This is a genomic window from Streptomyces sp. NBC_01142 (genome assembly GCF_026341125.1).
Taxonomy (GTDB): domain Bacteria; phylum Actinomycetota; class Actinomycetes; order Streptomycetales; family Streptomycetaceae; genus Streptomyces.
In genome coordinates this window covers 2170958-2183400 of sequence record NZ_JAPEOR010000001.1, presented here as the reverse complement: position 1 = coordinate 2183400, position 12443 = coordinate 2170958, and the positions used below count along the sequence as shown (strand labels likewise).

The 12443-nt window shown below is 69.8% G+C and carries 8 protein-coding genes and 1 pseudogene; 6 read left to right on the top strand and 3 right to left on the bottom strand.

The genetic code is table 11. From position 1 onward, the window contains the following. Window positions 1-17: 17 nt before the first annotated feature. The 4 genes from OG883_RS09940 (at window position 18) to OG883_RS09925 (ending at window position 4489) form a co-directional block, all read left to right on the top strand. Window positions 18-824 carry a hypothetical protein gene (locus tag OG883_RS09940; protein ID WP_266537863.1) on the top strand — a complete coding sequence of 269 codons (807 nt, stop codon included), beginning with the start codon at window positions 18-20 and terminating at the stop codon, window positions 822-824. A gap of 218 nt (window positions 825-1042) precedes the next feature. Next, window positions 1043-1903: a TIM barrel protein gene (locus OG883_RS09935; protein ID WP_266537860.1), complete on the top strand. Its 861-nt coding sequence runs from the start codon at window positions 1043-1045 to the stop codon at window positions 1901-1903. A 39-nt stretch (window positions 1904-1942) separates the two neighbouring features. Further along, window positions 1943-2836 (top strand): 2-hydroxy-3-oxopropionate reductase, encoded by an 894-nt coding sequence (locus OG883_RS09930; RefSeq protein WP_266537857.1) that lies wholly within the window; start codon window positions 1943-1945, stop codon window positions 2834-2836. Between the two features lie 195 nt (window positions 2837-3031). Next, entirely contained in the window at window positions 3032-4489 is a 1458-nt protein-coding gene (locus OG883_RS09925) for a catalase (RefSeq protein ID WP_266537856.1), read from the top strand. A 720-nt stretch (window positions 4490-5209) separates the two neighbouring features. Here the strand turns inward: OG883_RS09925 and gcl are convergent. Continuing rightward, window positions 5210-6988 carry a glyoxylate carboligase gene (gene gcl / locus OG883_RS09920; protein ID WP_266537853.1) on the bottom strand — a complete coding sequence of 593 codons (1779 nt, stop codon included), beginning with the start codon at window positions 6986-6988 and terminating at the stop codon, window positions 5210-5212. Between the two features lie 202 nt (window positions 6989-7190). On the opposite strand from gcl, the gene OG883_RS09915 reads away from it, so the two are divergent. Further along, complete coding sequence (locus OG883_RS09915) at window positions 7191-8018, top strand: hypothetical protein (protein ID WP_266537851.1); 828 nt, start codon at window positions 7191-7193, stop codon at window positions 8016-8018. A gap of 65 nt (window positions 8019-8083) precedes the next feature. On the opposite strand, the gene OG883_RS09910 is transcribed toward OG883_RS09915, so the two are convergent. Both OG883_RS09910 and OG883_RS09905 read right to left on the bottom strand, forming a co-directional pair. Continuing rightward, complete coding sequence (locus OG883_RS09910) at window positions 8084-9709, bottom strand: AMP-binding protein (RefSeq protein ID WP_266537848.1); 1626 nt, start codon at window positions 9707-9709, stop codon at window positions 8084-8086. Next, window positions 9706-11431, bottom strand: a pseudogene (locus tag OG883_RS09905) (AMP-binding protein). The gene OG883_RS09910 and the pseudogene OG883_RS09905 overlap by 4 nt, the downstream one beginning before the upstream one ends. A 310-nt stretch (window positions 11432-11741) precedes the next feature. Here OG883_RS09905 and OG883_RS09900 point away from each other — a divergent pair. Further along, a complete protein-coding gene (locus OG883_RS09900) occupies window positions 11742-12386 on the top strand; it encodes a LysE family translocator (RefSeq protein WP_266541384.1) in 645 nt (214 codons plus the stop codon). Window positions 12387-12443: the final 57 nt, after the last annotated feature.

The following is a 12443-nucleotide window of genomic DNA, read 5'->3' as shown; positions in this document are numbered from 1 at the left end:
CAGTGAGGAGCAAGACCGTGGCGAACGTGACTGGACGAGGCTCCGGCGTCGCATCTCCCGCCCGCCGCTCGATGGCCGCGGCCGCCCGCGCGGCGGCCAGGCGTACGGAACGGGTCGGGCCCGGACCGGGCACACCGGTCCGCGTGGCCGGGGGCGGTGCCGTGGCGAGTTCGAGGACGGGCGCGGCAACGGACCTGAGGGAGCCGGACACGGTGCGGCTGGAGGCACCGGACGACGCGAGCCAGGGGCGGCAGCGGGACGATCAGCACGCCGGCCCCGTCCTGCACGCCGACGACCCGGTGCGCGGCGCAGTACGCGGGCGGCGGCGGGCTCTGGTCAGTGCCGTGCTCGCCCTCGTGGTCGTGGCCGGGCTGGTCGTGGTGGCGGTGCTCGGGCGGGAGTACGGGGACGGCCGCAGGGCGGACCGTGCGCGGGTGCAGGCACTGGCGGCCGCGCAGAAGGCGGCGCCCGCCGTCCTGTCGTACGACTACCGGCATCTGGACCGGGACTTCGCCGCGGCGCGCGGCCATCTCACCGGTTCCTTCCGTGACGAGTACCGGAAAACGACCACGACGGTGGTGGCACCGACCGCCGGGAAGTACCACGGAGTGGTCAGGGCGACGGTGGTGAAGCCGCCGGTCGGTGGCGCCCCGGCGGCCTCGGTGGTGTCGGCCTCGCCGGACAGGGCCGTCGTCCTGCTCTTCGTCAACCAGGTCACCAGGAGCACCCAGGTCTCGGCGCCACGTGTCGACCTGAACCGGGTGCGGATGACCCTCACGCTCACGTCCGGGGGCTGGAAGGTGAGCGCCGTGGACGCGCTGTAGCCCCTACGAGCCCGTCAGCCCGTACCTGCCCGTCAGCCCGTCCGGACTCCCCTGAGTGGCCTCCCGAGCTGGGACGACAGAAGCCTGAACAGGTCTTCCGTCTCCCCGCCCGGGAGGCCCTTTTTTTGTGGCGGCACTTGACAGCCCTTCCCCACCCCAGGCAATCTTCCATTAAGCAGAAACTAACTTCCGCAATACGGAAGGAGCGCATCTCTCTCATGGCCCCTCTTCTTCGGGACAAGCGCGGCACGGACCAGCGCTTCGATGTCAACCTTTCGATCCTCTTCACGGAACTCCCGCTCCTGGAGCGCCCTGCGGCCGCGGCCGCGGCGGGCTTCACGGCGGTCGAGCTGTGGTGGCCCTGGATCGAGACCCCCACCCCGCCGCAGGCCGAGCTCGACGCCCTCAAGAAGGCGCTCGACGACGCCGGCACCCAGCTGGTGGGACTGAACTTCTACGCCGGTCAGCTGCCGGGCCCCGACCGCGGCGCACTCTCCGTGCCCGGCGAGGAGTCCGACCGCTTCCGCGCCAACATCGACGTGGCCGCGGACTTCGCCGCCTCGGTGGGCTGCAAGGCGCTCAACGCGCTGTACGGCAACCGCGTCGACGGCGTCGACCCGCAGATCCAGGACGCCCTCGCCCTGGAGAACCTCGTCCTGGCCGCCCGCGCGGCCGACCGGGTCGGAGCGATCCTGCTGGTCGAGACCCTCAACAAGCCGGAGTCCCCGCTCTACCCGCTGGTGAGCGCCCCGGCCGCGATCGAGGTCGTCGACAAGGTCAACGCGGCGACAGGTCTTGGCAACGCCACGTTCCTGCTCGACATCTACCACCTGTCGATGAACGGCGAGGACGTCAGCGAGGTCATCGCGGCGTACGCCGACAGGACCGGCCACGTGCAGATCGCCGACAACCCCGGCCGGGGCGCCCCCGGCACCGGCTCGCTCCCGCTGGAGCAGCTCCTCGACGAGCTGACGAAGGCCGGGTACGAGGGCTGGGTCGGCCTGGAGTACAAGGCAGGCGACCGCCCGAGCGCCGAGTCCTTCGACTGGCTGCCCGCCGAGGCCCGCGCGGCCCGCTGAACTCCCCGACGTACCAAAGTGTTTGAGAGAGGCACCCTCATGAGCAGCAACCTTCCCAAGATTGCCTGGATCGGCCTCGGCATCATGGGCTCCCCGATGTCCGAGAACCTGCTGAAGGCGGGCTACTCCGTCACCGGCTTCACGCTGGAGCAGGACAAGCTGGACCGCCTGACCGCGGCCGGCGGCACCGCCGCGGCCTCGATCGCCGCGGCCGTCTCGGACGCCGATGTGGTCATCACGATGGTGCCCGCCTCCCCGCAGGTCGAGGCCATCTCCTACGGCCCCGACGGCATCCTGGAGAACGCCAAGCCGGGTGCGCTGCTGATCGACATGTCCTCGATCACCCCGCAGACCTCGGTGGACCTGGCGAAGAACGCCAAGGAGAAGGGCATCCGTGTGCTGGACGCCCCGGTCTCCGGCGGCGAGGCCGGCGCGATCGAGGCCGTACTGTCCATCATGGTCGGCGGCGAGCAGGCCGACTTCGACAGCGCCTCGGCGATTCTCGAGGCTCTCGGCAAGACCATCGTCCTGTGCGGCCCGCACGGCTCCGGCCAGACGGTGAAGGCCGCCAACCAGCTGATCGTCGCGGTCAACATCCAGGCCTGCGCCGAGGCCGTGGTCTTCCTGGAGAAGTCCGGTGTGGACCTGGCCGCGGCGCTCGACGTGCTCAACGGCGGTCTGGCCGGCTCGACCGTGCTGACCCGCAAGAAGGACAACTTCCTCAAGCGGGACTTCGCCCCGGGCTTCCGGATCGACCTGCATCACAAGGACATGGGCATCGTCACCGACGCCGCCCGCAACGTCGGCGCCGCGCTGCCCGTCGGCTCGGTCGTCGCCCAGCTGGTCGCCTCGCTGCGTGCGCAGGGCGACGGCGGCCTGGACCACTCCGCTCTGCTGCGCTCCGTGGAGCGCCTCTCCGGCTCGCAGGTCTGAGCACCCGAGGCTCATTCGCCTCACCCCTGATCTCCGGGCGGCGGCAGCGCTGACACTTGTCCTGTCGCGCCCAGGCGCTGCCGCCGTCCGGAACCACAGACTTCGCTTTCAACAAACTGTTGACGTTTCATTCTCCATGAATTTACGCTCCTGGAGCCGTCAGCAGCTCCAGCACGGAAGGTCAAACCCGCCACCATGACGCAGCGTGTGCTTACGACCGAGTCAGGCGCCCCGGTCGCCGACAATCAGAACTCAGCCACCGCCGGCGTCGGTGGCCCGCTCCTCCTCCAGGACCAGCACCTGCTGGAGAAGCTCGCCCGCTTCAACCGGGAGCGCATCCCGGAGCGCGTCGTACACGCCCGCGGCAGCGGCGCGTACGGCTACTTCGAGGTCACCGACGATGTCACCGGCTTCACCAGGGCTGACTTCCTCTCCGCGGTCGGCAGGCGTACGGAGACGTTCATCCGCTTCTCCACCGTCGCCGACTCGCTCGGCGGCGCGGACGCGGTCCGTGACCCGCGCGGCTTCGCGCTGAAGTTCTACACCGAAGAGGGCAACTACGACCTCGTCGGCAACAACACCCCGGTGTTCTTCATCAAGGACCCGATCAAGTTCCCCGACTTCATCCACTCCCAGAAGCGCGACCCGTTCACGGGCAGGCAGGAGCCGGACAACGTCTGGGACTTCTGGGCGCACGCCCCCGAGGCGACGCACCAGGTCACCTGGCTGATGGGCGACCGTGGCATCCCCGCCTCGTACCGCCACATGAACGGCTACGGCTCGCACACCTACCAGTGGACGAACGCGCAGGGCGAGGCCTTCTTCGTCAAGTACCACTTCAAGACGAACCAGGGCGTCCGCTCGCTGAGCGGCGAGCAGGCCGCCGAGCTGGTCGGCCAGGACGCCAACTCGCACCAGACGGACCTGCTGCAGGCCATCGAGCGCGGTGTGAACCCCTCCTGGACCCTGTACGTCCAGCTCATGCCGGCCGCCGAGGCCGCCGACTACCGCTTCAACCCGTTCGACCTCACCAAGGTGTGGCCGCACGCGGACTACCCGCTGCAGCGCGTGGGCCGCCTGGTCCTCGACCGTAACCCGGACAACGTCTTCGCCGAGGTCGAGCAGGCTGCCTTCTCGCCCAACAACTTCGTACCCGGCATCGGCCCGTCCCCGGACAAGATGCTCCAGGGACGGCTGTTCGCCTACGCCGACGCGCACCGCTACCGCCTGGGCGTCAACCACACCCTCCTGCCGGTGAACGCCCCGAAGGCGACGGTGGCGGAGAACTACGGCCGCGACGGCGCCATGGCGCTGCGCAACGGCTCGCGCCACGACAAGAACTACGAGCCCAACTCGTACCAGGGCCCGGCGCAGACGGACGCGGCACTCGCCGCCCCGCTCGCCGTCCAGGGCTGGACCGGCACCCACGCCGCGCCGGCCCACGTCAAGGACGACGACTTCTTCCAGGCGGGCGAGCTCTACCGCCTGATGTCCGACGAGGAGAAGTCCCGTCTGATCGCCAACATCGCCGGTGGCCTCTCGCAGGTCACCCGCGACGACGTGATCGAGAAGAACCTCGCCCACTTCCACGCCGCCGACGCCGAGTACGGCAAGCGCGTCGAGGAAGCGGTCCGCGCCCTGCGCGAGGACTGAGCGACCAGGCAGCGCCCGGAATATGACGGAAGGTCAGATTTCTGTGCGCCGAGTCCGCACCGCAGACCCGGATGAGGGGTGGTCGCGCGGAGCGGGATGACGGTGCCGGCCGATGCGGCCGGCACCGCGTGGGGACCGCAGCGGCAGGTGATGCCAGTGCGGTGGTGAAGGTCCCCGGGTTTCCTTTCTGACCTGAAGGAAGGGAATCCTGGGAGCAATTGCCCCGCTGCGGTCCCAGCCCCTCCCCCATGCCCCGCCCGGCGACGCGAATGTCCTGTCGCGCCAGCCTCGCGCCGTCGGGCGGCAACAACGTCACAGCCAGGGCGTGGAGTACGGACGGTCCCGTACTCCACGCCCTTTTCGCATGCCCGCTGCCACGTGTGCCCGCTTTTGCGTGTGCCCGCGCGCGGCCCGCCCAGCCGGCGGGCTCCGCAGACCGCGCTGCAGACCGCGCTGCAGACCGCGCTTGCGGCGGGGACGGCACAGGATGTGATGATGCCGGTTCCTGCGTCGCCCGAGCGCCCTGCAGGACGCGTACGGCAACGGCGCACCCACACTCCCCCCGTGAAGAGCACCCGTGAAGAGCACCAACGGGCGTGCGGGCAGGCTCCGTTCCGCCGGGCTCCCGCCTCCGGCATTCCCGGCACGCCCCGCAAACGACCGACGGCCCCTGCCCCGGAGCATGTCCGGGACAGGGGCCGTTCCCCCTCTGCGGGAGCGTCAGGCAGTGATCGGCCTGATCGCCGTAGGAGCGTGGCCGGGCTCGGTGGCCAGGTCCTCCCACTCGTTCACGCCGTCGATCTGCACACCCATCGAGATGTTGGTGACGCGCTCCAGGATCGCCTCGACGACCACGGGGACACGGAACTCGGCGGCGAGCTTCTTGGCCTCCTCGAAGGCCGGCAGCAGCTGGTCCGGCTCGGTGACGCGGATCGCCTTGCAGCCCAGGCCCTCGACGACCTTGACGTGGTCGACGCCGTAGACGCCCAGCTCCGGGGAGTTGATGTTCTCGAACTCCAGGTTGACCTGGAAGTTGATGTCGAGGTTGCGCTGCGCCTGGCGGATCAGGCCCAGGTACGCGTTGTTCACCAGGACGTGGATGTAGGGGATCCGGTGCTGCGCGCCGACCGCCAGCTCTTCGAGCATGAACTGGAAGTCGTAGTCGCCCGACAGCGCGACGACCGGGGTCTCGGGGTCGGCGGTGGCGACACCCAGCGCGGCCGGGATGGTCCAGCCGAGCGGGCCCGCCTGGCCGCAGTTGATCCAGTGGCGCGGCTTGTAGACGTGCAGCATCTGCGCGCCGGCGATCTGGGAGAGGCCGATGGTGGTGACGTACCGGGTCTCCGGACCGAAGGCCTTGTTCATCTCCTCGTACACGCGCTGCGGCTTCATCGGCACGTTGTCGAAGTGCGTACGGCGGTGCAGCGTGGCCTTGCGCTCCTGGGCGGAGGCGGCCCACTCGCCACGGTCGGGCAGCTGCCCGGCGGCCTTGAGCTCCCTGGCCACCTCGATGAAGAGTTCCAGCGCGGCCTTGGCGTCGGAGGCGATGCCGTAGTCCGGAGCGAAGATCTTGCCGATCTGGGTGGGCTCGATGTCGACGTGGACGAACGTGCGGCCCTTGGTGTAGACGTCCAGGCCACCGGTGTGGCGGTTGGCCCAGCGGTTGCCGATGCCGAGGACGAAGTCCGACTCGAGGAACGTCGCGTTGCCGTAGCGGTGCGAGGTCTGCAGACCGACCATACCGGCGTTCAGCTCGTGGTCGTCGGCGATGATGCCCCAGCCCATCAGGGTGGGGATGACGGGCGTGCCGGTCAGCTCGGCGAACTCGACCAGCAGGCCGGCGGCGTCGGCGTTGATGATGCCGCCACCGGCGACGATCAGCGGGCGCTCGGACGCGTTGAGGAGCTTGACGGCCTTCTCGACCTGGGCGCGGGTGGCCGCGGGCTTGTAGACCGGCAGGGGCGCGTACGTCTCCGGGTCGAACTCGATCTCGGTCAGCTGGACGTCGATCGGCAGGTCGATGAGGACCGGTCCGGGACGGCCCGAGCGCATCAGGTGGAAGGCCTGCTGGAAGACGCCGGGGACCTGTGCGGCCTCCAGGACGGTGGTCGCGGCCTTGGTGACCGGCTTGGCGATCGAGGCGATGTCGACGGCCTGGAAGTCCTCCTTGTGGATCACCGCGGTCGGCGCCTGGCCGGTGATGCACAGGATCGGGATCGAGTCGCCGATGGCGGAGTAGAGGCCGGTGATCATGTCGGTGCCGGCCGGACCCGACGTACCGATGCAGACACCGATGTTGCCGGGGTTGGCGCGGGTGTAGCCCTCCGCCATATGGGAGGCGCCCTCGACATGGCGGGCGAGCGTGTGGTCGATGCCGCCGCCTTCCTGGAGGGCTTTGTAGAAGGGGTTGATCGCCGCGCCGGGCACGCCGAACGCGTTGGTGACGCCTTCGCGCTTGAGGATCTCAACTGCCGCTCGGGCAGCGGTCATACGAGGCATGGGTGCTCCTGCTTCGGCCTGGCGGATTCTGGCTCCTCGCGCCCCTCAGAGCTCGATTCCGTAATGCGGAAGAATAGTTCTGCTATACGGAAGCAATGTAGGACGCCCGCAGTGCGCCGTCAAGGGATGACCGAAGTCCCTCCCCAAGGCCTCGCTCTTGGTGGACGATGGGGCTCAGCACAAGGGGAAAGGGGGGAACGCGTTGACCGAGACCGTGCTGGTGCACTGCCCGTCCTGTCGCCGCGACCACCTGTACGCGCCGTCGGTCTATCCCTGCGCGTGCGGTGCCCCGCTCGCCCCACCGCTGCTGCGCGCCGCTCCTCCGGAGCCGATTACGCACCGCACCTGGACGGACGACTGGGTGACGGTCCGCTGCCAGGCGTGCGGGCGCCAGGACCAGTGGCCGCAGCCGGAGCTCGGCTGCCCCTGCGGCACGGTGCTGCGTATCCCGGTCCGCCCGGTGAGCTCCCCCGTCCCTGCCACGCCGGGCTCGGCCTCCACCCGGCCCTCGCAGGCACCGCAGCCTCAGTCCTCCCCGTCGCCGCAGTCCTCGCAGTCCCCGCACTCGCCGCACTCGCCGCCGGGTTCGCAGTCCGCCTCGGCGGGACGCCCGGCGCACATCCCGCCGCCACGCACGGCGACCGCGCCGCGCCCCTCGTTCCGACCGGTCACGATCCGCACCGCACGCGACGCGGTGACCGCCGCGGCGCTCTATCTCCAGTGGCTGGGCTTCCGGGACATAATCCGGCCGGAGGTCCGCCCGTCCTCCGGCATAGACCTGCGCGGCCCCGGCCTGGTCGCCCAGGTCGACCCGTCCACCCGGCCCGCCACGCTGCGCGATGTCGAGTGCCTGTGGCTGAACGGGCTGAGCACCTCGGCGGCGAGCGTCTTCTTCTCCCTCGCCGGGTACGCGAACGATGCCCGCGCCCGTGCGGACGCCCTCGGCATCCCGCTCTTCATCATGGATCTGACAGGCAGCCCGCAGCCGGTCAACGCCCCCGCGGACGAGCTCATCACGACGGGGGCCTGAAGCCTGCCCCGCGCCTCGTCGGCGGTCCCGCACAGGGCATGGCTTCCGGCGGGCAAAGTACGACGTCAGTCACTGGCAACGGGTGCGGACCCGGCGTACCGTTCGCGCAGTTCGATCTTGCGGACCTTCCCGCTCACCGTCATCGGGAAGTCGCCCAGGATCTCCAGCCTGCGCGGGACCTTGTAGTGCGCGAGCTGTTCGCGGCAGTACGCGGAGATCTCCTCGAGGGTCGGCGGGTCGGACGGGTCGCGCGGGATGACGCACGCCAGGATCTCCTCGCCGTAGCGCTCGTCCGGTACACCGACCACCTGTACGTCCGCGATCTTCGGGTGCCCGTACAGGAACTCCTCGATCTCGCGCGGATAGACGTTCTCGCCGCCCCTGATGATCATGTCCTTGATCCGGCCGACGATCTGGACGTAACCGTCCTCCCGCACCACCGCGAGGTCGCCGGTGTGCATCCAGCGGCCGGCGTCGACCGCCTCAGCGGTCTTCTCCGGCTCGTCCCAGTAGCCGAGCATCACGCTGTAGCCACGGGTGCACAGCTCACCCACCGCACCGCGCTCCACGGTCACCCCCGTCGCCGGGTCGACCACCTTGACCTCGATGTGCGGCAGCACGCGGCCGACCGTGCCGGTGCGGCGTTCCAGGTCGTCCTCGCGGCGGGTCTGGGTGGACACGGGCGAGGTCTCGGTCATGCCGTAACAGATGGAGACCTCCTCCATGTGCATCTCGGCGACCACCCGCTTCATCACCTCGACCGGGCAGGGCGAGCCCGCCATGATCCCGGTGCGCAGCGAGGCCAGGTCGTACGTCGCGAAGTCGGCGAGGTTCAGCTCCGCGATGAACATCGTCGGGACACCGTAGAGCGAGGTGCAGCGCTCCTGCTGGACGGCCTGCAGAGTGGCCACCGGGTCGAAGGAGGGCGCGGGGATCACGATGCACGCGCCGTGCGAGGTGGCGGCGAGGTTGCCCATCACCATGCCGAAGCAGTGGTAGAAGGGAACGGGCAGACAGATCCGGTCCTGCTCCGTGTAGGCGATCATCTCCCCCACGAAGTACCCGTTGTTGAGAATGTTGTGGTGGGAGAGCGTGGCGCCCTTGGGGAAGCCGGTGGTGCCCGAGGTGTACTGGATATTGACGGGGTCGTCGCAGGACAACTCCGCCTCGCGGGCGGCCAGTTGCTCGTCGGAGACGGTCGCGGCCGCGTCCAGGAGTGTGTCCCAGGAGGCGTCCTGGATGTAGTGGACGGCCCTCAGGCCGGGGCAGTCGCCCCGGACCTGTTCCACCAGCGCCCGGTAGTCGCTCGTCTTGTGGCGCTGCGAGGCGACCAGCAGCGAGATCCCGGCCTGGTTCAGTACGTACTGAAGCTCATGGGCACGGTATGCGGGGTTGATGTTCACCATGATCGCGCCGATCCGGGCCGTGGCGTACTGCACCAGCACCCACTCCGCGCAGTTGACCGCCCAGATTCCGACGCGGTCCCCCTTGGCGACTCCACCGGCGAGGAACGCACGCGCCAACCGGTCCACCGCCGCACCGAACCGGGCGTAGGTCCAGCGGGTTCCCGCGGGCACGTCGACCAGCGCCTCGCGATCGGGGTACGCCGCGATCGCCCGGTCCAGGTTGCGGCCGATCGTGTCGCCGAGCAGCGCGGTCGCGCCCGTTCCGTGGGCGTACGACAGTGTCATCGCAGGTCTCCCTCGGTGTACTCGGCGGTCGAACCCTCGGCCGTACGCTCGCGCAGCTCGATCCGGCGGATCTTCCCCGACACGGTCTTCGGCAGCTCCGCGAACTCCAGGCGGCGGATGCGCTTGTACGGAGCCAGGACGGCGCGCGAGTGAGCGAAGAGCAGCTTCGCCGTGTCCGGGCCGGGCTCCCAGCCCTCCGCCAGCACGATGTACGCCTTCGGTACGGCGAGCCGCAGCGGGTCCGGTGCGGGCACGACCGCCGCCTCCGCCACCGCCTCGTGTTCCAGCAGCGCGCTCTCCAGCTCGAACGGCGAGATCTTGTAGTCGGAGGCCTTGAAGACATCGTCGGAACGCCCGACGTAGGTGATGTACCCGTCGGCGTCGCGCGCGCCGATGTCGCCCGTGCGGTAGTAGCCGTTCGCCATCGCCTCGGCCGTACGCTCCGGGTCGCCGTGGTAGCCGGTCATCAGGCCGACCGGTTCGTTGGACAGGTCGAGCGAGATCTCGCCCTCGGCCGCGCCCGGCTCACCCGTCACCGGATCGAGCAGCTCCACCTTGTAGCCGGGGCACGGCCGGCCCATCGACCCGGCCTTGAGCAGCTGTCCCGGGCTGTTGGCCACCTGCACCGCCGTCTCCGTCTGCCCGAACCCGTCCCGGATGGTCACTCCCCATTCGCGCCGCACGGTCTCGATGACCTCCGGGTTGAGCGGCTCTCCGGCCGCGACCACCTCGCGCGGGGGCGTACGCAGCCGGCTGAGGTCCGCCTGGATCAGCATCCGCCACACGGTGGGCGGGGCGCAGAAGCTGGTCACGCCCTCGCGGTCCATCTCCGCCATCAGCCGGCCCGCGTCGAAGCGCGTGTAGTTGTGGATGAAGACGGTGGCCTCTGCGTTCCAGGGTGCGAAGAGATTGGACCAGGCGTGCTTGGCCCAGCCGGGTGACGAGATGTTCAGATGCACATCGCCCGGCTTCAGCCCGATCCAGTACATCGTGGCCAAGTGGCCGACGGGGTAGGAGAGATGGGTGTGCTCGACCAGTTTGGGCCGGGCGGTCGTACCGGAGGTGAAGTAGAGCATCAGCGGGTCGTCGGCGCGTGTGATCCCGTCGGGCTCGAAGCTCTCGGGGCTGTCGTACACGCCGTCGTACGACAGCCAGCCCTCACTGCCGGCCATACCTCCACCCTCGCCGACATCCTCGACGACGCCCGCACGGCCACCCTCGACGACGATCCGGGTGTAGTCGCCGGGCACCTCGTCGAACTTCGGAACGTCCTCGGCGCGCGCGACGACATGCCGCACGTGGGCCCCGCTCGATCCGGTCGCGCAGGTCGGCCGGCCCGAGCAGCGGGGTCGCGGGGATCATCACGGCCCGCAGCTTCATCGCGGCGAGCGCGGTCTCCCACAGCTCGACCTGGTTGCCGAGCATCACCAGGATGCGGTCGCCCGCGCCCACGCCCTGAGCGCGCAGCCAGTTGGCGGCCCGACTGGAGCGCGCCGACATCTCCGCGAAGGAGAAGCGGGAGCGCGGGCCGTCCTCCTCGATGATGTGCAGCGCGGTGCTGTCGTTGCCCTCGGCGATGACGTCGAACCAGTCCAGCGCCCAGTTGAAGCGCTCGAACCGCGGCCAGGCGAAGCCCTCGTACGCCGTCGCGTAGTCCTCCCGGTGCTGCAGCAGGAAGTCCCGGGCGGCCCGGAACCTCTCCGTCGCACTGCCTGACGTCATATGTCCTCCTCATTGCGGACCTGTCACTGACATCGTGTAATCAGCGACCCAGATCTCACTACCCCCGTACGGGGCTGGTGTGCTCGCGGCAGGAGGACAATCGCGTGACCCGGACCCGGTGAAGGGGTGGAGATGCGGGCGGCACTGCTGCGGCTGCGCCGTGCGACCGGGATGCCGATCACGTTCGGTGGGCCGGCGGCGCGGCGCGGGCCTGCTGCCATAACCCGCTGCCGCCTGATTCGCGCGGCTGGTTGAATGGCACGACCGGAGGAGTGTCACGACCGGGGTGGACGAGCTGGGAGTTCTGGACATGGTGTCGACCGACCGTCTGCTCGCCTTCGCGGCCATATCCCTGCTGGTGATCGTGATCCCGGGGCCGAGCGTGCTCTTCGTGATCGGCCGGGCCCTCGCCCACGGTCGCCGTACGGCACTGGCGACGGCGTTCGGCAATCTCCTCGGCTCGTACGTCTTGGTGGTGGCCGTCGCCCTGGGCGTGGGCACGCTGGTGGAACGGTCGGCGGCGGTGTTCCTGGCGGTGAAGCTGGCGGGTGCGGCCTATCTGGTCCATCTGGGGGTGCAGGCGTTCCGGCACCGGAAGGACATGAAGGTCTCGGACATGGCGGCTCCTTCGGGCCGGCCGCGCGGCGATCTCCGTACCGTCGTGGACGGCGTCCTGGTGGGCGTCACCAACCCGAAGGGGATTGTCTTCTTCGCCGCGGTGCTGCCGCAGTTCGTGGACCACTCGGCGGGCCGTCTGCCCGCCCAGATGCTGGTGTTGGGCCTGGTCCCGATCTGCATCGGCATGGTCACGGACACCCTGTGGGGGCTGGGCGCGGCGGCCGCCCGCACCTGGTTCGCCCGCTCGGAGCGCCGGCTGTCGATGGTGGGCGGGGCAGGCGGCTGCGCGATGATCGGCCTCGGCGTGACGGTGGCGGCGACGGGCCGCGCGGACTGAGTCCCCGGGGGCCCACCGCAGGCACCGCGCCAGGGGCGCGTCACATCCCGGGCCCCC